This is a genomic window from Salinibius halmophilus, from assembly GCF_003577475.1.
Classification (GTDB): Bacteria; Pseudomonadota; Gammaproteobacteria; order Pseudomonadales; family Natronospirillaceae; genus Salinibius; species Salinibius halmophilus.
Map to the genome: position 1 here is coordinate 124,737 of NZ_QPEP01000006.1, position 20,888 is coordinate 145,624.

18 protein-coding genes, 2 tRNA genes and 1 other RNA gene are annotated in these 20,888 nt (G+C 48.9%); 9 read left to right on the forward strand and 12 right to left on the reverse strand.

Annotated elements, in window-relative coordinates:
* Positions 1 to 30 precede the first annotated feature (30 nt).
* Positions 31 to 1,005: an NAD(P)/FAD-dependent oxidoreductase gene (locus DUW71_RS08420; RefSeq protein ID WP_119394807.1), complete on the forward strand. Its 975-nt coding sequence runs from the start codon at positions 31 to 33 to the stop codon at positions 1,003 to 1,005.
* The gene (locus tag DUW71_RS08425) at positions 995 to 1,552 is read left to right on the forward strand and encodes a SprT-like domain-containing protein (RefSeq protein ID WP_119394808.1); all 558 of its coding nucleotides are present in this window, start codon (positions 995 to 997) and stop codon (positions 1,550 to 1,552) included. The genes DUW71_RS08420 and DUW71_RS08425 overlap by 11 nt, the downstream gene beginning before the upstream one ends.
* Here DUW71_RS08425 and DUW71_RS08430 read toward each other — a convergent pair.
* From DUW71_RS08430 to DUW71_RS08440, 3 genes are all read right to left on the reverse strand, one after another.
* On the reverse strand, positions 1,549 to 3,576 hold the full coding sequence (locus tag DUW71_RS08430) for a UvrD-helicase domain-containing protein (protein WP_119394809.1): 2,028 nt from the start codon (positions 3,574 to 3,576) through the stop codon (positions 1,549 to 1,551). The genes DUW71_RS08425 and DUW71_RS08430 overlap by 4 nt on opposite strands.
* Before the next feature lie 78 nt (positions 3,577 to 3,654).
* Positions 3,655 to 4,920 carry a diguanylate cyclase domain-containing protein gene (locus DUW71_RS08435; RefSeq protein ID WP_119394810.1) on the reverse strand — a complete coding sequence of 422 codons (1,266 nt, stop codon included), beginning with the start codon at positions 4,918 to 4,920 and terminating at the stop codon, positions 3,655 to 3,657.
* Between the two features lie 37 nt (positions 4,921 to 4,957).
* Entirely contained in the window at positions 4,958 to 6,442 is a 1,485-nt protein-coding gene (locus tag DUW71_RS08440) for a YifB family Mg chelatase-like AAA ATPase (RefSeq protein ID WP_119394811.1), read from the reverse strand.
* Positions 6,443 to 7,266: 824 nt separating this feature from the next.
* Between DUW71_RS08440 and DUW71_RS08445 the strand changes: the two genes are divergently transcribed.
* A complete protein-coding gene (locus DUW71_RS08445) occupies positions 7,267 to 7,707 on the forward strand; it encodes a hypothetical protein (protein ID WP_119394812.1) in 441 nt (146 codons plus the stop codon).
* 245 nt (positions 7,708 to 7,952) lie between these two features.
* The gene (locus tag DUW71_RS08450) at positions 7,953 to 9,293 is read left to right on the forward strand and encodes an RHS repeat protein (RefSeq protein ID WP_119394813.1); all 1,341 of its coding nucleotides are present in this window, start codon (positions 7,953 to 7,955) and stop codon (positions 9,291 to 9,293) included.
* Here the strand turns inward: DUW71_RS08450 and tnpC are convergent.
* The 4 genes from tnpC to rpiA form a co-directional block, all read right to left on the reverse strand.
* Positions 9,279 to 10,670 (reverse strand): IS66 family transposase, encoded by a 1,392-nt coding sequence (tnpC, locus tag DUW71_RS08455; protein ID WP_119394814.1) that lies wholly within the window; start codon positions 10,668 to 10,670, stop codon positions 9,279 to 9,281. The genes DUW71_RS08450 and tnpC overlap by 15 nt on opposite strands.
* Before the next feature lie 554 nt (positions 10,671 to 11,224).
* A tRNA-Phe gene (locus tag DUW71_RS08465) sits at positions 11,225 to 11,300 on the reverse strand.
* 24 nt (positions 11,301 to 11,324) lie between these two features.
* Positions 11,325 to 11,400 (reverse strand) — tRNA-Phe (locus DUW71_RS08470).
* A 96-nt stretch (positions 11,401 to 11,496) separates the two neighbouring features.
* Positions 11,497 to 12,201, reverse strand: a complete 705-nt coding sequence (gene rpiA, locus DUW71_RS08475) for a ribose-5-phosphate isomerase RpiA (RefSeq protein WP_119394816.1) — start codon at positions 12,199 to 12,201, stop codon at positions 11,497 to 11,499.
* A gap of 90 nt (positions 12,202 to 12,291) precedes the next feature.
* Between rpiA and ilvA the strand changes: the two genes are divergently transcribed.
* On the forward strand, positions 12,292 to 13,800 hold the full coding sequence (gene ilvA, locus DUW71_RS08480; protein WP_119394817.1) for a threonine ammonia-lyase, biosynthetic: 1,509 nt from the start codon (positions 12,292 to 12,294) through the stop codon (positions 13,798 to 13,800).
* Positions 13,801 to 14,095: 295 nt separating this feature from the next.
* Positions 14,096 to 14,239, forward strand: a complete 144-nt coding sequence (locus DUW71_RS17570) for a hypothetical protein (RefSeq protein WP_158583942.1) — start codon at positions 14,096 to 14,098, stop codon at positions 14,237 to 14,239.
* Here DUW71_RS17570 and DUW71_RS08485 read toward each other — a convergent pair.
* Together DUW71_RS08485 and ssrS are read right to left on the reverse strand one after the other, a co-directional pair.
* Positions 14,236 to 14,808, reverse strand: a complete 573-nt coding sequence (locus DUW71_RS08485) for a 5-formyltetrahydrofolate cyclo-ligase (protein WP_119394922.1) — start codon at positions 14,806 to 14,808, stop codon at positions 14,236 to 14,238. The genes DUW71_RS17570 and DUW71_RS08485 overlap by 4 nt on opposite strands.
* Positions 14,809 to 14,814: 6 nt before the next feature.
* Positions 14,815 to 14,991, reverse strand: a non-coding RNA gene (ssrS, locus tag DUW71_RS08490) — 6S RNA.
* Positions 14,992 to 15,121: 130 nt separating this feature from the next.
* On the opposite strand from ssrS, the gene DUW71_RS08495 reads away from it, so the two are divergent.
* Positions 15,122 to 15,757 (forward strand): hypothetical protein, encoded by a 636-nt coding sequence (locus DUW71_RS08495; protein ID WP_119394818.1) that lies wholly within the window; start codon positions 15,122 to 15,124, stop codon positions 15,755 to 15,757.
* On the opposite strand, the gene DUW71_RS08500 is transcribed toward DUW71_RS08495, so the two are convergent.
* The 3 genes from DUW71_RS08500 to DUW71_RS08510 form a co-directional block, all read right to left on the reverse strand.
* The gene (locus DUW71_RS08500; protein ID WP_119394819.1) at positions 15,748 to 17,061 is read right to left on the reverse strand and encodes an N-succinylarginine dihydrolase; all 1,314 of its coding nucleotides are present in this window, start codon (positions 17,059 to 17,061) and stop codon (positions 15,748 to 15,750) included. The genes DUW71_RS08495 and DUW71_RS08500 overlap by 10 nt on opposite strands.
* Positions 17,062 to 17,157: 96 nt before the next feature.
* Positions 17,158 to 18,369 carry an acetylornithine/succinyldiaminopimelate transaminase gene (locus DUW71_RS08505; protein WP_119394820.1) on the reverse strand — a complete coding sequence of 404 codons (1,212 nt, stop codon included), beginning with the start codon at positions 18,367 to 18,369 and terminating at the stop codon, positions 17,158 to 17,160.
* Positions 18,370 to 18,503: 134 nt separating this feature from the next.
* Entirely contained in the window at positions 18,504 to 19,268 is a 765-nt protein-coding gene (locus DUW71_RS08510) for a glycerophosphodiester phosphodiesterase (protein WP_119394821.1), read from the reverse strand.
* 311 nt (positions 19,269 to 19,579) lie between these two features.
* Between DUW71_RS08510 and smrA the strand changes: the two genes are divergently transcribed.
* A complete protein-coding gene (gene smrA, locus DUW71_RS08515; protein ID WP_119394822.1) occupies positions 19,580 to 20,158 on the forward strand; it encodes a DNA endonuclease SmrA in 579 nt (192 codons plus the stop codon).
* Complete coding sequence (locus DUW71_RS08520) at positions 20,155 to 20,874, forward strand: phosphatase PAP2 family protein (RefSeq protein WP_119394823.1); 720 nt, start codon at positions 20,155 to 20,157, stop codon at positions 20,872 to 20,874. The genes smrA and DUW71_RS08520 overlap by 4 nt, the downstream gene beginning before the upstream one ends.
* Positions 20,875 to 20,888: the final 14 nt, after the last annotated feature.

Sequence of the window (20,888 nt, forward strand, 5' to 3'; positions counted from 1 at the left end):
GGCCTTTTTTGTTTGTTCTGAGGGGATACGATGAGAGTTGCAGTATTAGGGGCAGGGATGGCAGGCGCTAGTGCAGCAATGCACCTAAAACAAGCAGGGCATCAGGTAACTGTTATCGATAAGTCACGCGGTGTGGGTGGCCGAATGTCAACCCGGCGCATGCTAGAAGGCCAGTTTGATTTAGGTGCTCAGTATTTTACCGCTCGCGACAATGCGTTTATTGCCCAAGTTGATACCTGGCTAAGTAAGGGTGCGGTTGCTGCTTGGCAGCCTAGTATCGCCACGTATAGCGCGGCGACTGGATTAACGCACTCACCAGACGATCAAGTTCGTTATGTTGGCCGCCCAGCAATGAATGCCCCCATTAAATATATGCTGTCTGGCATAAATGTTGAGCTGAATTTCAAGATTGAGCAGGTCGCATTTGAGTCTGGCAAGTGGCAGCTAGGCGCCTTGGGAGAGTTTGACGCACTGGTGTCGACCTTGCCACCTGAGCAAGCACTCGAATTATTCCCCCATGAACCTATTTTGCACGAAATGCAGTCCGTCATGTCGCCTTGCTTGGCAATAGGGTTACAACTCGCACAGCCAATCACTGCCAAAGTGGATGCTGTTTTTATTAAAGAGCATCCACTTAATTGGGTTGCACGTGATAGCAGTAAACCACATCGCAATCATCAACATGATTATTGGCTATTGCACTGCTCGCCTGCTTGGTCAAAAGCCAATTACGACAAGCCCGCCGATGAATTGCTAGACCATGCTGTGCAATGGTTATCGGAGATCTTCTCTGTGCACGACCTTAGTTTGTTGAGCACAACCGTGCACCGGTGGCGCTATGCCAAACCGGTTCCCGATGCGCCGCGCATCGATGCAAGCTTTAATGCTAGTTGTGGCCTTGCACTAGCGGGAGATTGGTTGCAGGGTGGGCGTGTTGAAGGCGCTTGGTTATCGGGTAAATATGCGGCTCAGCAAATAGCGCAGTGGAGTATGCGTGGCAACTAAGCTCGCCAAACCAGATTTGCCGCGTGCTCATTGGCTCGCTTTTTATCAAGCCTTGTGCCCAGACGTCGCCTGGCGCTTAAACCCACGCTTGCGCAGTACGCTTGGGCGCTACATGCCAAGGCGTAAGGTGATAGAAATATCTACACGGCATTTATTGAATGACAGTGCTGAAGCGGTATACGAAACCATTTGCCATGAATATGCTCATCATTTGGCATGGCTAGAGGGTGTGCGAGGCCATGCACCACGATGGCGGCAGTTGATGTCGCAATTGTCTGGGTTGGCTGTTGAGGATGTGCGCGCGACCACAAGTAGTGTGGTGCAAGAAAGTGATTATCGTTGGCGCTTAGTGTGGCTGCAAGGCCAGCACGTAGTGCCGCAACAGGGCGCCTGGTTTCGCCGCCCTAAGCGCGACGCGCGTTATTTAATGCTGCGCGGTAAGCCTGAGTCATTGGGGCAGTTAAGGTATGCGCCGAATGAGGCGTTGCAAGCCTGGCAACAAGGCCAGCTAGCAACCGAGCGGCTGTTGTCGGCCTTGTGTTATTAATCGTCTGCCAGTAATGCTGCAAAGGTAGCACTGCCAATGGCTTTGGTTTCAGCCTCGTTGTCGTAAGACTTGCCACCACCTTGCCATTCAACATCCTCTTGCGGCAGTTCGTCGAGAAAACGACTCGGTTCACTGTCGAGTACTTCACCAAACTGTTTGCGTTGCGAGGCAAATGTGAGCACTAGTGAGCGCTGGGCGCGGGTAATACCTACGTACATTAACCGGCGCTCTTCCTCAACGGTGTCGGCTTCAATGCTATTGCGGTGCGGTAGAATATCTTCTTCAAGTCCCATCATATAAACGTGCGGGAACTCCAAGCCTTTTGATGCATGCAGGGTCATCAGATGCACTGCATCAAAATCGTCTTCTTCCTCTTCTTGGCGTTCCATAATGTCGCGCAGCATCAGTTTGCTCACGGCATCGTTAAGCAACTCTTCGCTGCTTTCATCATCCTCTGGCTGCATGGCTTGCTCGAGTGAATCAAACAGGGTCATCACGTTGGCTAAGCGCTTCTCGCTTGCTGCTGCACTAGTAGAGTCTTGTGCTAAGTGGCCGCCGTAGTCCATTTCTTGCAGCATGTCTTTCAACACGCGCACGGGCTGATCACTATGGTGCAAACGCTGCTGCAAATCGCTAATCCAATCAGCGAACTGGGCAATTCTAGAGCCCGCACGACTACCTAATGCACTTTGAATGGCTTGCTCCTGACATGCGCTAAACAGGCTCAGATCATAGCGCTCGGCATACTCGTTTAAGCTAGCCAGAGTTTTTGCACCAATTTCGCGCCTAGGTGTATTGATCACCCGCAGCAAAGCGGCGTTATCATCTGGGTTCACCAATATGCGCAGGTAACTGAGCATGTCCTTAATTTCAGCCCGGCCAAAAAACGATTGGCCGCCAGTCATTTTGTAGGGAATGCCTGCTTGCTGTAATTTGATCTCGAGCATGCGAGATTGGTGGTTGCCACGATACAAAATAGCAAAATCGCGAAAGTCGCAGCGCCGCAGGGCTTTCTGGTGCTGCAGGTCATTCACTATAGTGTCCAGCTCGTGCTCATCATTGCGGGTGCGCACAATGCGAATCTTGTCGCCCATGCCCATTTCACTCCACAACTTTTTCTCAAACACGTGTGGGTTATGGTCAATCACCACGTTGGCAGCTTTTAGGATGCGCGCCGTCGAGCGATAGTTTTGCTCTAGTTTTACTACTTCTAAACTTGGAAAATCGCTTTGCAATTTCACCAAGTTTTCAGGGCGCGCGCCACGCCAAGCATAAATTGACTGGTCGTCGTCGCCAACGACAGTGAAGCGTGGTTGATCCCCAACAATCAGGCGCACCAATTCGTACTGTGAAATATTGGTATCTTGATATTCGTCTACCAACAAATAGCGAATGCGCCGCTGCACCCGGGTGCGCACTGCTTCGTTATCGCGCAGTAGCTCAACCGGTAGATTAATTAGGTCATCGAAGTCGACAGCATTATAAGCGGCAAGCATTTCTTCATACTCGGCGTAACAAGCCGCTGCTAACACATCATAAGGTTCATCAAGCTTGCCTTGCAGCTCCGCTGGCTTGATCATGTCGTTTTTCCAGTTGGAAATAAGGCCTTGAATAAAGCCAGCTTGGTCGACTTCGTTGGGCATTTCACGATGCAAGATGTCTTTAATGAGCTGCACGGCATCTTGCTGATCAAATAGCGTGAAACCTGGGCGCAAACGTGTATGAGCCACTTCACGACGAATAAGGTTTAGGCCTAAATTGTGAAACGTAGAAATGGTTAAACCACGCGATACCAAGCCTTGCTGCTTAAGCAACTTGCCTACGCGCTCTTTCATTTCGCGAGCGGCTTTGTTAGTGAAGGTAACCGCTGCAACCTGTGATGCTTTATAACCACAATTAGCAATAAGGTGGGCAATCTTTTGGGTAATGACACTAGTTTTGCCCGAGCCTGCACCTGCCAGCACCAATAATGGGCCATGAATGTAGTCACGAGCTTGTTGTTGGCGAGCGTTTAACTGTGGCATGCAATCCTCCAATGGAGGCGCAGTCTACCCCAGCTATGCGTAAGATAAAATGACAAAAATATAGTGTTTTGTAGGCGTTTAAACCGGGTCTGCTTGCGGGTGCGAGTACTCGCCGCGAATGCAATTTCTGCCTTCATTTTTGGCTTGGTACAACAGTCTGTCAGCGTCACGAATGGCGTCATCTAGGCTGTTGAGCTTACCAAATACGTAGCCAATGCTAGCGGTAATCTTTTCTGGGAAAGCATCGCTTGGTGGCATTAACGGCTGAGCAATTTCAACTCGTAGGTTTTCTAGTGTTTCGTCTGGGTCGTGCTCATCACCAAATACAATGCAAAATTCTTCGCCACCCAAACGGGCCACCATGGCACCATCTGGAGAGTGTTCTTCGAGCACTTCCGCAAGGTGTTGCAACACCCAGTCACCCGCTTGATGGCCGTATTCGTCATTAATGAGTTTGAAATGGTCGATATCAATCACCGCAACAGCCAGCGTTTGCGTACGAAACCATGGCTTGGTGTCAGAGAACAGGGCGCGGCGATTTTTTAAATTGGTGAGATAGTCTGTGGTGGCCGCAGCACGCACCGAGCGAATGAGTTTGGTCATTTCTATATTGCGCTGAACCCGCACAAAAAACTCTTCTAGGATGTAGCTCTGTTTTACAATAAAGTCATTGGCACCGCTTTTTAGAAAGCGTGCTGCCATTAATGGCGTATCGGCCGACGAAATGCCAATGATTGCCAAGTCGGAGAATCGTGGTTGGCGGCGCAATTCTTTGCACAACTCTGCCCCCGTCATGCCCTGCATATTGTAGTCTGTCAGCAGTAAATCGTAGTCAGTGCTGCCGGTCAGTTTTGTTAAGGCCTCTTCGCCGCTGTGAACTACATCCACTTGGTAGTTTTGCAGTTTCAATAACGTGCTAAACACTTGGCAGGCAACCTTGGAGTCATCAACAATAAGCACCTTGCTTTTGCGGTTTTGGCTGAGTCGACGACAAGCACTGGCAACGTCTTGAAAAATGGTTGTCTCGCCTTTGTGAAAATAATCCGATACGCCTAGCTTCCATATATCTTGCCGAGTTTGCTCATCATCCTTGCCGGTTACTACTAGCGTTAATAAGCCAGCCTGTCGCAAGCGAATAATTGCTTCGCCCTCAGGAGCATCAGGGAGGTGGTAGTCGCAGATCGCAAGATTGAACGAAATGCTTGGATCAAATAGTGCCGTTTCTAGTTCGGCGTCGTTTTTGCACCAAAACACCTGTGCTTGCAGTGTTACCTCGATGGTGCGTTTAATTTGTTTGCCAAATTGCTCGCTGTCCTCAACTAGCAATACCGACTTGAAGCTCATGAATCACCCGCCTAACCCAAATGGTTGCCTATTAACCCTAGTCGTTGGCAAGCAATCGCTCAAGCTGTCGTAAACTAATTGCTTGGGTTAAATGGCTGCGGTCAATACTTTGGCAGTTTGCTAGGTCTGCTAACGTGCGGGCCACACGTAGTAGTCGGTGATAGGCCCGAGCTGACAGCTTTAGCCGATGGATAACCTGCTCAAGAAAGTCCCGTTCCGCTTTTGGAAGCGGGCAAGCTTGCTGCAGCGCCTTGCCAGCTAAGTTTGCATTCGTGCAGCCTTGACGGCTCATTTGTTTTTCGTAGGCGGATAAAACCCTTATACGGACGGCAGCGGTCGACTCGCCCGAGTCGCTCGATAGTAGTTCATCAGGTGGCACCCGATCGACTTCTATGTGGAGATCGATTCGGTCAAGAAATGGGCCCGAGACTCGGCTTAAGTACTTGCGCATCGCTTGTGGGTCATGCGTATGCTTGCTGCCTTCTGGGCTTGGGTTCATGGCGGCAATTAGTTGAAAATTGGCTGGAAAGCGCACTTGTTGGCTGGCTCTGGCAATATCAACCTCGCCATTTTCTAGTGGTTGGCGCAATACATCTAACACATGACGGCTAAACTCTGGCAGCTCATCAAGAAACAACACCCCTTGATGGGCTAGCGATATTTCACCGGGCTTGGGATTAGAACCACCACCAACTAACGCCACCCCAGAGGCTGTGTGATGCGGTGAACGCACGGGCCGCTCTCCCCAGGTAGGGCGTTGCTTACCAGCCAATGAATAAAGGGCTGCCACTTGCAGGGCTTCCTGCTCAGTTAATGGTGGCAATAATCCTACAAGACGATGCGCTAGCATACTCTTGCCGGTACCTGGCGGACCAAATAAAAGTAAATTATGGCGAGCGCTGGCGGCAACCTCCAGTGCTAAGCGGGCCATCGGCTGGCCTTTTACATCGGATAAATCTAAATAAGCGGGCAGGGGAGTGTCTTCACCGGGTACAGCTTTGGGAAGTGCTTGTGCTTGATTGATGCTTGCCACCACTTCGACTAGTGTTTTGGCATAAAACACCGCCGCTTGTTTGGCTAGGCTCGCTTCTTCGGCGTTATCTTTGGCAACTAATAGATGATGGTTTTGCGCTTGTGCCGCCATGGCAATGGGCAAAATGCCTTGAATGCCACGCAACTCACCCGATAACGCCAGTTCGGCGGCAAACTCAACGTCTTCACCAGGGTCGTCGCATTGCTCGGTAGCAATTAAAATGGCCATCGCAATGGCTAAATCATAGCGACCACCAGATTTGGGTAAATCCGCCGGTGCCAAATTAATGGTGATACGCTGATTATTTGGCCACTCAAACCCCATATTCTGCACCGCCGAGCGCACGCGCTCCTTCGATTCTTTCAGCGCGGTCTCTGGCAAACCCACCAGCGTGAAACTTGGCAAACCGTTAGATAAATGCGCTTCGATCGTAACCAAAGGCGCATCTAAACCATGGCTAGCACGGCAATAAGTAGTAGCGAGTGGCATATGCGTTCCTTGCTTGATGACAGTCATATGACAGGCTAGCACAGGATTGCTAGGGTGGTTCTTGAACTAGCGTACATGGATGCCCGAGGTAGGTCTGTAAGTCATTCGCGCAGCGAATGCTTGCGGACATGGATGTCCGTACTGAGCAACTCGCAGGAGCAAGATTGCGGTGCAGACACGCATGCCCTGCGGCATAAGCAAGCATCGTTGAATATGGTTTGTGATTAGATTTGTCTACAAAAACCATATAGTTGTTATTTATATTTCTGCGTTATCCTGTTGCGTAAACCAAAACGGACTTGCCCTCGGCAGTCTAGATTAGGAACTAAATGTTTATTCAAACTTATAAGGAAGTAGTTAATGAAAAAGTATCTTGTTTACTTTCACTTGTTTGATTTTTTTGTCCTTTTTTTATCGCATTTTGGTACTTTGACGTAGTGGCTTCTCCAGCCCCTAGTATTCCACAGGAGCCGATTACACCTGAAAGGGTAGAGTGGGTTGAGTTTTGGACCACAATAGCATGCGTTGGTGCAGTTATATATTTTCTTTATAACAGGCCCGTTATTGTTTGTGCTCGAAAAGAATGCATAGAATTAAATCACGCGCTTTTTAAAAGGGAATGTATTGATGTTAGTGATATTTCCAGACGTAAAACCAATATGGTTTTGGGTGGCGTTAGGCTGCTAGATAAATTCGGAGCTGTACGGGTATCGGTTAACATTTTTTTTGCGAAGTCTTTCTGTCGTGAGCTAACTAAGTTGGGTATTAGAGAGCGTTAATGTCAGTGAAATGATAAATAAATTCATTCAGCTTAGAGGGATTATATGAAGAAAATAATTTACTACTTAACTATTTTTGATGCTGTTGTGTATGCCTTAGTTGGTTATCATGCTTGGATTGTTTTAGTGCATAAGGCGCCGATGGTAGTTTGGGAGTATCAAATAGGTAGTTTTTGGTATGAGAACTATGAGCTGAGAAGCTGGCTTGTTATAGGGTTCTTGACTCTAGTCTTCTTGGCCGGAAAGCGTCTATATACCGTTGTTGATGGGAGCGGTGTCACAGATCGTATGATATTTTACAAGGAGTCCATATCCTGGGGGGATGTTTATAAAATCGAAAGAAAAGATTCATTATTTTCTCACGAATTGCACCTTTATTCTCATGGAAGAAAATCTCCTTGGCGGGTTAATTGTAAAAAAGACAGGACAATTTTTGGTTTTGCAAAGATGAAATTATTGAGTTTTCGCGAAGCAAATGTGGAGTAGGTCCGTAAGTCATTCGCGCAGCGAATGCTTGCGGACATGGATGTCCGTACTGAGCAACTCACAGGAGCAAGGTTGCGTTGCAGACACGGATGTCCGAGGTAGGTCTGTAAGTCATTCGCGAAGCGAATGCTTGCGGACATAGTAGCTCACAGGAGCAAGGTTGCGGTGCGGACCTGGATGTCCGAGGTAGGTCTGCTGATCCTGATACCGGTGTTAAAACAGTACAGTATGTTAGCAGTGGCCCATTGAGAGTAATTGAGGTGGTCGATCTGATACCTGAGCAAGTCGTTGTTAGTAAAGTGACTGTTAATGGTGACATTACTCGCTACAACTACCAATACAATAGCAGTCAAGGGCGCTACGCTGTAAGCGAGCTCCGAGAGCAGGGCATAAATCGTACGGTACTATATGCTAGTGATGGTTCACCGTCTGAGGTCTACGTTGGAGGACAATTACTGTTTTCTCAGGGTCGAAATGATGACACTTTATTAAATGTCAATGCACAAGGTGAACTTTCCGTAACCAAATTTAATGAATATAACAAGGCTACTTCCATCACTTACCCAGATGGGTCAAAGGAAACTTGGCAGTACATTCCTGGCACTGACTTGGTGAAGCGATATGTTGATCAACTAGGTATTACGACAGAATATTGGTACAACGATTCATTAATGGTTATCAAAATGGCTGAAGCCAAAGGGTTGCCAGAAGAAAGAGTAACAACCTACGAATACGATCAGCATAATAATCCAATTCTAGTCACTATATCGGGAGCCGATGGTAAGCAGATTAGTAATTTTTCGTACGATAACTTTGGTAATGTGTTGACCCATAAAATTAGTAACACACTGAAGGCTAAGTTTTCGGACTATAATGCTCTGGGAAACCCACGATCAATAGAAGATGGCGAAGGAAATATTACCTCCTTTTCATATGATGCCTACGGCAATGTGACTGCGAGGACAAATGCCGAACTTGAATCAGTTTCAATCGAGTATTCTCGCGCAGGGCTCAGAGAGAAGTACATCGATGAGAAGGGTAATTTCGTGCACTTCGCGTACTCCTCTCGCGGAGAGGTGAAAAGTGCCAAAAATCAGCTAGGAGAGATTGAACAGTATTCCTTTAACTCTAACGGTTTACTAATTAGTCGCAAAAACGCCGAAGGAGAGGTTTATGAGACAGTCTATGACAGAGCTGGTCAGCCTATTGAATTTAGCTTCCCCGATGGTAGAAGAGTTTCAATCGAATCAGGCATTGACCCAGAGACTGGGGTTGGGTTACTCGGGAAGATACGAGCACTCGATACCGGGAACTATCGTATTAATTACTCATATGACGAAATGGGTAATGTTGCAGGTATCAATAAAAGTTATGACTCGGTAGAGGTTGGTTCAACGCTAGAATACGATAGTAAAGGACGAGTCGTTTCTTTGCTTGATCAGTATGGAAACATAACAAATTATGCATACGACGCGTTTGACAATATAGTGCTGGAAAGCACCAATGGCAAGCAGACTAAATATAGGTTCGACTACCTCGGTAACGTAAGCGTTCAAACAACGCCGTTGTTGCTAGGCCAGTGGTGATGTGAGTGGGTTGCTGGCGAACTTTTCTTTCCACACTCTTGGAGTGAGGTCGATGACGTCTTTTGCGGGATGCTGACTCACTCGCTGTAAAACATCGATTAGATATGTCGTTGGGTCTATGTCGTGCAACTTACAGGTGCAGATCAGGCTTTGAATAATCCCCACATGTTCAGCCCCTAGCTCTGTCCAGCAGAAGAGCCAATTCTTCTTACCCATAGGAATCGGGCGAATTTGTCTTTCTAAGTGATTAGTGTCCATGGCAACAGCTGGGTTGCTTAGGAATACGCGCAGCTGACGCTCTCGCTTAAGCGCATAATTAAGGGCTTTGCTCCACGTATCATCTGGCAGTAAATCCGGGCGCTGCTTTTCTGAGTCAAGCAATGCAAAGAATTGATCGACGATTGGCTTGCTGTGTGTTGCGCGGTATTGCAGGGCTTTTTCAGAGACGAGTTGGCGCGCTTTAATCTGCTTTTCATGTTGATAAAGCTCGGCAATCAGGTTCAGTGCCTTGTCTACCGCTTGGCTTTCTTCTGCCTCGGCTTTTAACAGCTGCCTGCGCATGTGCACCCAGCACTGAGCATTTTCTACCTGCGCGGATTTGGCTTCATAACTGCTATAAGCTTGATACCCGTCGGTCAATAGGGTGCCTTGCCACACTTCATCGAGTAGCGCTTGAATATTGGCCATACCGCGGCTATTGGAGAAGGTGAAGGCCACTTCATCCTGCTCCCCGTAGATAGGCCAAAAATAGGCTTGTTTCATTTTTCCGGGTTGTTTGCCTACCCCAGGCTGTCGCGTTGCTTTAATGGGCGTTTCATCCATGGCCAGTACTTGGCTGTTGAGGATGTTAGCAAGCTGCGCGGCAGCAACAGGCCTAAGAAGTTCTATACCCCGTTTGGTGGTATTGGTGAGTGTTGCTCGACTAAGCTGAATGCCACTGGCACTAAGCTTTTGATGCTGTCGATACAGTGGTAAATGAAACTGAAACTTATCAACCAATAGTCCTGCTGCAAAACTGACATCGGCACAGGCACTGTCGAAAACAAACTCCGGGTTAGCAGCGGTGATTAGCTGATTACTGTCTTTGCGTTTGACGATTTGGCGTTTGGTGATGACGATTTCATAGGCGCTGCGCTTTTGCGCAATACGGCTGACTTCTTTGTAGCCTACATGCTCGTATTGATCTGCTTCATCGCCTTGTAATTCATTGGCCTCAATGATTACTTCACGCACTGGCACAGTGCTGTCGTAACGAAGGCCGGTCAGGTTGACTTCATTGCCGCTGCGCTGCTTAGGTGCCTTGCCTCGGTTATTGGTCTGCTCTGGCTTAGCAGGCTCAGGCGTGTCATCGGTTAATGGCACAGCCGGGCCAGGCATGTCGGCAATGGCTTGTTGTTCGGGTGAGAGTAGTTCGCGCCGTTCACTCTTAAGGGAACCTCTAAAAAGACCCACAAATCAACGCATATCGAATATGAATTGCTAAAAATCCAAAAAATGAGCTGATCCGATGCTCGAACCAGTACTTTCTTAGCCATTTCTGGCTTTTTTCTGCNCGGATGTCCGAGGTAGGTCTGTAAGTCATTCGCGAAGCGAATGCTTGCGGACATAGTAGCTCGAAGGAGCAATACTGTGGTACCGACATGGATGCCCGAGGTAGGTCTGTAAGTCATTCGCGAAGCGAATGCTTGCGGACATGGATGTCCGTACTGAGCAACTCGCAGGAGCAAGGTTGCGGTGCGGACATAGGTATCAGCTTAGAATTGTCTGCAAAAACGACTTCGTCGTTATTTACAGACCTACTTGAATCAGCAGTGGCCGTGAAACAAAAAAGGCCTCGCGATGCGAAGCCTTTTCTGAAGAATCTAATGGTGCCCAGACGCGGAATGAACCGGCCGACGCTCGGCGCGGACACATAGTGTCCGTTTTTGAAATGGTGCCCAGACGCGGAATCGAACCACGGACACGGGGATTTTCAATCCCCTGCTCTACCAACTGAGCTATCTGGGCAATGCTTGTTATGCCGTAACTAAATGGTGCCCAGACGCGGAATCGAACCACGGACACGGGGATTTTCAATCCCCTGCTCTACCAACTGAGCTATCTGGGCAACAAGCGCCGCGTATTAAGCCACGCGGCTAAGGCATTGTCAAGCTAAGTCTATGATTTTTCTGAAATAATTTCATGGCTAGCACTTAGGCTGTGATCAGTAGTAGTTGCCCTGATCAGAAGCCGTATTGATTACCGACAAAGATTTAACCCCGTCTTGGCTGCCAATCAGGAGTAGGTCGGCAGGGCGCAGGGCAAATAGACCATTGGTCACAACGCCTGGCCAGTCGTTCATTTGCGTTTCAAGGGCTTTGGCATCTTCAACTTTCCAGCCGTGTACATCGATGATGTGGTTGCCGTTGTCGGTTACTGTGCCTTCGCGCCATACTGGCTCGCCGCCCAGTTTAACAATTTCGCGTGCGACGAAGCTGCGAGCCATTGGAATGACTTCTACTGGCAGTGGGAAGGCGCCTAGGTGTTCTACAACCTTGGTGTCGTCCACGATGCAGATAAAGGTTTTGCAGCATTCAGCCACAATTTTTTCGCGCGTTAGGGCAGCACCGCCGCCTTTGATTAGTTCAAGCTGCTTGTTGGCTTCGTCGGCGCCATCAATGTAGAACTCCATTTCGCCTACTTCATTCAAATCAAACACTTCAATGCCGTGTTCTTTCAGCCGTTCAGCCGACGCGTCTGAGCTTGCAACGGCGCCTTTAAAATCGCGCGCATGGGGGGCAAGTAAGTCGATGAACTTGTTGGCGGTTGAGCCTGTGCCAATGCCCAGGATGGTGTCGGCACGTAGGCTTGGCAACACCTCATTGAGTGCCGCTTCGGCTACTTTTTGCTTTAGTTCATCTTGCGTCATGCTTCCTCCAAAAAAATCTGCGGATAACTCCGCTGCTTTGATACAATCGCGTATCTGTAGTTGCACATATTATACGGCATGGGGGCTGTAATGCTTGAACAATACGTCAAGAGAATCTTGAACGCCAAAGTCTATGAGGCGGCGGTGGAAACACCAATTGAGCGCGCCAATTCACTTTCTGCCCGTTATGCCAATAATATTCTAATTAAGCGCGAAGACCTACAGCCAGTTTTCAGTTTCAAAATTCGTGGTGCCTATAATAATTTAGCCCATTTAACCGAAGAGCAAAAAGCCAAAGGGGTAATTTGTGCCTCGGCTGGCAATCATGCGCAAGGTTTGGCCGAAAGTGCTCGTCGCTTGGGCGTGAAAGCGACCATTGTAATGCCTCGCACCACGCCTGATATCAAAGTGAACTCGGTGCGCGCCCGTGGTGGTAAAGTTGTGCTGCATGGTGATGCCTTTGATGAAGCGGCGGCGTACTCGCGAGAGTTAATGGAAAAGCATGGCTACACCTATATTCACCCTTACGACGACCCAATGACGATTGCCGGGCAGGGCACCATTGCCTTAGAAATTCTCAACCATGTGCGTGAGCCGTTGCATGCCGTGTTTGTGCCCGTTGGTGGCGGTGGCATCATTGCTGGCATGGCGGCTTACATCAAGTATGTGCGCCCAGAAATCAAGGTGATCGGGGTTGAGTATGAAGAGTCGGCCTGCTTAGCGTTAGCACTCAAAGATGGCAAACGCAGCGTTTTGGACCAGGTTGGTTTATTTGCCGATGGCGTTGCTGTGGCGCAAATTGGTGAAAATACGTGGGAAATCTGCAAAGACTACGTAGATGAAGTGATCACCGTATCGGCCGATGAAACCTGTGCAGCCATTAAAGACATTTTTGATGATACCCGCTCGGTAGCCGAGCCTGCAGGTGCTTTGGCTTTTGCTGGGATTAAAAAGTACATTGAACGCGAGGGCTGTACGGACCAAACCTTGGTTGGCGTTTGTTCTGGTGCCAATATGAACTTCGACCGGTTGCGTTATGTCGCCGAGCGTACGGAAGTAGGTGAAAAGCGCGAGGCGGTGTTGGCTGTCACCATCCCTGAGCGCCCAGGGGCGTTCAAGAAGTTCTGTGCCACCATAGGTAAACGCCAAATTACCGAGTTTAACTACCGCTTAGCTGATGCCAATGACGCGAATATCTTCGTAGGGTTGCAAATTCCAGCCGGAGATGGCCGCCAAAAACTGATTGAAAAGCTGCAAGAGACTGGTTATCAAGTTGCGGATTTGACTGACAACGAAGTGGCTAAGTCACATTGTCGCCATATGGTAGGTGGCCGCTCAACTGCCGAGAACGAACGCTTGTTCCGTTTTGAGTTTCCCGAGCGCCCCGGTGCTTTGCTGAACTTCTTAACCCAGCTGGGTAAGCGTTGGAATATTTCGATGTTCCACTACCGCAACCATGGTGCAGCTTACGGCAAGGTGCTAGTGGGCATACAGGTGCCAGATGCTGAGGTGGCTGAATGTCGCGAAACCCTTGATAACATCGGTTATGCCTACTGGGATGAGTCGGATAATCCTGTTTATCGTTTGTTCTTGAAATAAACAGTAGTAAAACACTTCTCGACCATTCATCGGTCGTATCAACCGCTGGTAACGGGTAGACCACCAGCGGTTTTTTTTCCATAAACTATCAGCCAAGCCAAAAAACTCGCGAAAGAACAGCTTTTGGATAATTAAACTCCAAAAAGTGTGATCTAATTCAATAAAAAAGCTTGTTCACACAACGCATTTGTCATTGTTTCTTGTGACGATATGTGTAGTAATGGTGTGACATGGTTAACAGATTGTGAACCATGTTTGATTGGTTTTGTGATTGACTGAGTATGGTATTAAAAAAATGAGAACAAAAAAGAAACCTGATTTGCTCGTCGTTCTAGCTTTAGTGTTTGGTTTAGGGGTCGTGATTACTGGTTATGCCAGTCAAACGGCAGAACCTGTATCGCCACTGTCGGTTGCAGAAGACGCACCGCGCATTCGCTAAAGACGACCATATTGATGTGTGCCGGTCAAAATTGCATCGAGCGGCACATCCCACGCTGCAACTGGCAGTGTTGCTTGCTTTTGCACCTCATGAGCAAATCCCACTAATTTAGGCCCAAAGCCGTGTTGGTGTTTTACGGCGAACGTCGTGTCGTAAAAACCGCCGCCCATGCCCATTCGATTTCCCGCCGGGTCGAAGGCGACTAATGGCATGCACACAATATCTATCGCCCAGCTTTTTATGTGTTGGCTATATTTGGGCTCCCAAATGCCAAACTTGTTCTTGATCAACACCGTGTGTTCAGCAAATCTAACAAACCGCATTTTTCGCCCTTGCCTTGGCACCACAGGAAGATAGACCTGCTTGCCGTCTTGCCAAGCTTGTTCAATTAACGGTGCTGTTGATATTTCGCCATCAAATGAGAGGTACAAACCGAGCGTCTTGGCTTTTTGATAGGCAAGGCTTCGAGAAAATTGCGTGGCTAATTGCAAGGCAGCAATATGCTGCGCTTGTTGGGAAAGCTGGCGTCTTGCTTGCCGGCTGTGTTTGCGTAGTTGATCTCTTGTCATGTCGAAATGGGTGCCAGGTTGCCGCTGCGTATCGTGTACCTTGAACCGACTAGTTCAAGGCGGGCCGCTCAGCCGTACGAAGGCTTCCCGATATACGGGCATGCGCACTGCACGGTCATTTTGAAGCCCTAAAGGTAAAGCATCGGCTCGGGACATGACTGCTGGCGTACAACCCAGCGAACCCATCTGCGGTAATTGTAACAAGCGAGTTAGCTGAATGCGAACGCTCAATGTAAAAAATGAAAGTGGTTTAGTAAAAGTCTAGTATGCATGCAGTAACGTACTTTTTTCGGAAATTAATGGAGTGTTGCGAATGAGTAAAAAACAATGGCTGGCAGGCATTGCGCTGGTGCCAGGAGTGGTGTTGGCAGATGTTCCTAGTGCCGCGATTGAGCAGTACAACGCCCTTAATGAGGTGATGGCAGATCGAAGCTACGATATGACGATGACCATCACCAGCAAAGACGAAGTAACCGAACTGGTTATTCGTCAAGAAGCTGGCGAGTTACCTGTGCTGGTGTCTGAAAACGGTGGTGCGCCTAGTGACGATGCACTTGAGGAGTTTGAACCAGAAAGGCTATATGGCGGTGGTGGCAATGGCTTTCAATTAGCGCTGCCGAACTCGGGCTACACCTTGGTTGCTAGTAATGGCAATGTTGAAACCTATGAGTTTCAGCCTTTGCTGCTTAATCGTGGCAAAGAGGATAATGCCGGCCGCTATATGTCGGGTGACCTAGACTTTAATACCGACTGCCAATGTATTACTCGCGTACAGATGCGCAATGATGAGAGCTTCCGCAAGTTGGGGTTCAAAATTGAGGCGCTGGAGGATACGCGTGTATTTAACGCCGACGATTGGCGCCCAGAGACGTTTACTTCGGTATTCCAAGGTGGCGCGCTGATGCTGCAAGTAGGCGCCACCACGGAAATGCGCTGGGATTATCGCTGATACTCGTAAAGGTTGTCATAGCCGCACAACGCTAAAAGCTCTTCTAGTGCTTTTTGGTTGTGCGCAATGGCTTGTGCTTGGCCGAGGTCGTGAATGCCTATCTCATCACTAAAGTGGCGCTCAACCCAGTTGTCTAGCTCTGTTAGCAGCTTCTCAGTTACCCACGGCTTTTTGGGTAATGCTTTGCGCTCCGCTTCACTTAAAATTAGCTTTACCGAGCAGCTACCAGGGCCACCAAAGCTGCCGACTAACTCATCCATAGCATGATAATAAAGTGTGTGGATTGGCCCATTGCCTTGTACTAAATCTTCGATGAAACGCGAGGCATCCGGGTCTTTTTCAACAGTGTCGCGAGCAATTAAATGCTGATGGCCAGACTGCGACAAGTGCAGGGCGCTGGTAAACATATTGCAGCGCAGTGCTTGCTCTAAGCGAATGTCATTTTGACTGACACAAAGTAGCTCCAAAGATTTACCCGGATAGTCGCGTAACAGTTCGCTGGTAAGTAGATCGCAGTCAATAAAACCACGTTGATGAAAAATAAGCAGGTTGCCACTGGCGAGTGTTAGTTCATCAATTCCCCATACGTCTGCGGCAATCGCTTCTGGATGGATGCCGGCAATATGGTGCATATGGGCCGACAGGTTGAATATTCGGCTGGCAGCTTGTAAGCCGTGGCGGCCATGGCGCCAATATTGCTCACTATTGCCAATGCCAAAGGCAAATAAGTGAAACCCTTCGGCACCCAAGTTAGGGCTTAATCGAAAGTGCTGGGCACTGCCGTGATCGCAAAACCCAGCCGCACTTGGCAGTGGATTATGCACAGCAAATAAGCCTTCATCGGAAAATAGGTGCTTGGCTAAGCGTTGGTAAAACTTCGCATCCTCGCTCGAAAACAGGTTTTCCGAGCGGTTGGCAGGCAGAATATGCACACGCCCATCACCACTGTCGGTCGAGGGGCAGGTTTTCATGCTGTAAGCGGTGCTGCCAGTGTTAGCTAGCCAGCACTGGGAATAAAGCTCGGGTGCATGGCGGTATAAATCCACCAGCATTTTTACCGGTTCATCTTGCTCGAAGCCAATGCGAGTAAGTGGGGCAAGCGAAGGCCGGTAAGGTGGAGGAATGACGACTTGGTGAATGTTGTGCTGATGGCGTATGCGCATCAACTCAATCGCTTGCAGGGCTGCCTTCTTTGGGTGTACCGGTTGGTTTAGCCGATTATTGATATACTGCGGCCGACCAATTGCGTTGGGTACATGCAAAGGGGCGGGTAAAGCCGATAGGTGAACTTCTTGGTAACTCATTCTATGCCACGTGTTTTATTTTTAGCGTGGCATAGAATTGAGCAAGCTGTGTAGAAAATTGTCACAGTTCTGCACAGCTTGTTTGCACTCACATGCCTAGCTATTAGTTGCTTGGCGCAAAGCAGTGGTTAGTTTTTCCAGTGCCTCGCTAAGCTCTGCTTCGGTAATGTTTAAAGCGGGTGCAAAGCGCAGGGTATTTGGCCCGGCCACTAATATAAGAACACCAGCTTCTTGCGCTGCCGCCATTAACTGGCCAGCTTTACCTTGCCACTGTGGCACAAGCCCAGCACCAATTAGCAAACCAGCGCCACGCACTTCCTCAAACAAGGCAAGCTCTTGGTTAATTTTTGCCAAGCCATCGACCAACTGCTCATGACGTGCCTGCACGTTGTTCATCAGTTCAGGCTTGAGCACTTCGGTGAGTACCGCTTTTGCCACAGCACACGCGAGTGGGTTGCCACCATAGGTTGTGCCATGGGTGCCTACTTGCAGTGCTGCACCCACGTTTTCAGTCGTTAGCATGGCTGAAATTGGGAAGCCGCCGCCTAGTGATTTGGCCGTCGACAAAATGTCGGGCACAACACCATAGTGCTGATAAGCATAGAGTGAGCCAGTACGGCCTACACCTGTTTGCACTTCGTCAAAAATCAAAAGTAAGTCATGCTCATTGCACAATGCGCGCAGGCCTTCTAAGTAGGCTTTGTGCGCAGGTATAACGCCACCTTCCCCTTGAATTGGCTCAACAATAATGGCGCAACAGGTGTCATCGATTGCGTCCTTCATTGCTTGCAAGTCGTTGTAAGGAACGTGGGCAATGCCCTCGGGCGCTGGCTCAAAACCTTCTCGATATTTTGGCTGGCCACCGGCGCTGACAGTAAACAGGGTACGACCATGAAAACTGTTCAGAGTTGATAGAATCTTGAACCGTTTGCCGCCGGTTTTCTGCCAAGCGTAACGACGAGCAAGCTTCAATGCTGCTTCGTTGGCTTCGGCACCAGAGTTGGCAAAAAACACCTTGTCGGCAAACGTATTGGCAACCAGCATTTGTGCAACTTCTAGAGCTGGTTCATTGGTGAAAATATTTGACACGTGCCAAAGCTTGCTAGCTTGCTCGGTTACCGCTTGCTGCAACGCTGGGTGAGCATGGCCCAATACGTTTACTGCAATGCCGCCGGTTAGATCGATCATCATGGTGTCGCGTCGATCCCACACGCGCGAGCCTTCGCCTCGTACCGGTACGAAGCTCATTGGTGCGTAGTTAGGGGTCATGTATTGGTCGAAATGCGACCGATCGACAGACTGTGTCATGATGATGTCCTATTTAATGTTTGCTATGCGCGAAAAACGCGAGCGCGATTGTATCATTTCCTTGACGAAAGCTGCTAGCAGCAGCTTTGCCAATTCATTTAATAGTGATACCTACGTCTACTCGCGAACTAGGTTTACTCTCGAAATAGTGGCGCAAACGCGGGTGCGCCAGTCGTTGCTGCGCTACCGGCAGGGTAGAGGCTCAGGTCATCGGTGAATATGCTGGTGGCGCCAAAGTTTAAAAGTTCTGCTAAGCGGGTGGCACTGTTCACTGTCCACACGGCAATCGGCAGGTTGACGGCGCGCAGTTCTCGTACCGTTGGCCAGTCGGCGATTTCATCACTGAGGTGAATGGCAACTGGGTCTAACAGCTTAATAATGTCGCGCCATTCTTCTGGCATTTGTGGCGCTAAGGCTGCCACAGGGCGGTCGCTACATTGTTTAAAACGCAAAAGGCACTCAGCGGAAAAACTAGAAACAACGCAGTCTCCGTCATAGCTTTCTAGCCAATCACTGACCGTTTCGGCCAATGGCCAGGCTTCTTCTTGTGTTTGTGGCTTCAGCTCAATATTGCAGGTCATGCCTAGGCGTTTGCTTAGTGCAAGCGTTTGCCCAAGCGTTGGCACGCGACTAGCGCTCGGTTCACCATTAAATAGCAGCGGAATGTCTTTTAACTCGCTATAGGTGAAGTCGGCGATGGCGTTGTTGATGTTGGCCAGGCGTTGCATGTTCTGGTCATGAAAAATAACCGGTGTGCCATCTTTTGCTAAGCAAACATCGAACTCAACCCAGGTGGCTCCCTGCTTTGCCGCAAGCTCAAATGCGTCGAGTGTATTTTCCGCGGCGAGCGTATTGGCACCACGATGGCTAATGAGGCGAGGGTATAACAATGTCGACATTTGATTACCTGTTTTCAAATTTGGCTATTTGCACAGTGCCATTAACTTAAAAGTGTTGGTGCCCACGGAACTAGCTATTCGACACGTTGCAAGTACGTCCCTGTAACCTACCTCTCCAAACATAGAGTCGCTCCCTGCGGGTGACGGTCTCATAGCAAGCACCGTGAGCGCCATGCTTGCATCTTAAGTTAATGGCATCGGTTTAACTCAAGGGTAAGATACCTGATATTGCTGCCAATTATGCATACAGGTAACATCCGCGGCGAGTATAATAGCCGTATGATAAGCGAGCAGTATAATTAGGTAATAGTATGCAAGGCGATGATTACGATTTGTTTTTACGCGAGATGGCTGGCGTAAAAAAGCTGCGCGCCGAACAACGAGTGTCGCTATCGAAACAGGCTAAGGTCGCCGAAGAGAGCATTGCCGCTAGGCGTCAAGCGGCTTTGGTGAAAGGTGAGCATGAGTCGCCAGATAAAATGAGCTCCGATGACTTTATCGAGATGGTACATCCTATGGATGTGCTGGAGTTCTGTCGTGATGGGGTGGCACATGGTGTGTTTCGCAAGCTAAAGCAGGGGAAGTATGAGCTGCAAGCGAGACTAGACTTGCATCGGATGACGGTGGAGCAAGCCCGTGATGAGGTAGTCCGCTTTATTGCTGACTGTCAGAAATATGATGTTCGCACGGCAATTATTTTGCCTGGTAAGGGTGAACGAGGTGAGCAAAAAGCAGTGCTTAAAAGCCACCTGAACAAATGGTTGCAAGAAATTCCGGAAGTGTTGGCCTTTTCCACGGCACAAAAGCACCATGGCGGTGTGGGGGCGTTTTATGTGCTAATGAAAAAAAGCCCTCGCCAAAAAGAACGAAATCGAGAGCGGTTTTTATGATTCGACGACACCCTGTGTGGGTCGCATTCGTGCTATTTGCCTTAGTATTTAGCCTTTTCCCTAGTGTTGATGTTTGGATTGCCGGGCTTGCTTGGAATGAAGTTGAGCAGAGCTTTATTCGAGATATTGCTTGGATTAATGGCTTATACAGTGCCTTTCAAGGCGTTCTAGGATACTTTTTGCTGGTTTATGGCTTGGCCTTGTTGCTGCCGTGGTGGCTCGCCAATTGGCAGATTCGCCAAGCTGCTCGCGGCGCGCCATCAATTTTATTGCCAGCCGTAAACGACAGTCGACTCGTTCGTTGGCTGCGCCGCCATCAAAAAGACATTTGGTATATGTTGGTTGTGCTGATTATTGGTGCCGTGGTGATAGAAGTGCTAATGAAAGGCTTTTGGGGGCGACCACGGCCGCATCAAATCATTGAGTTTGGTGGCTCACTTAACTTTGTGCCGTTTCTGCAAGTAAGCGATGTTTGTAGTCGTAACTGCAGCTTTGCTAGTGGTCATGCCGGCATAGGTTTTTACTTTATGGCACTTGCTTGGCCGATGCGCAAGGCCATTTGGTTAGTGCCGGGTATAATACTTGGCGGGTTGCTCGCCTATGTTCGCATTGCGATGGGCGGGCACTTTTTCACCGACGTAATCACGTCGGGTTTTGTAATATTTGCAATCTGCTGGTTGCTTGGCCATCTCTTTTATCAACGATCTTTTAACTAACTGGTGACTTAAAC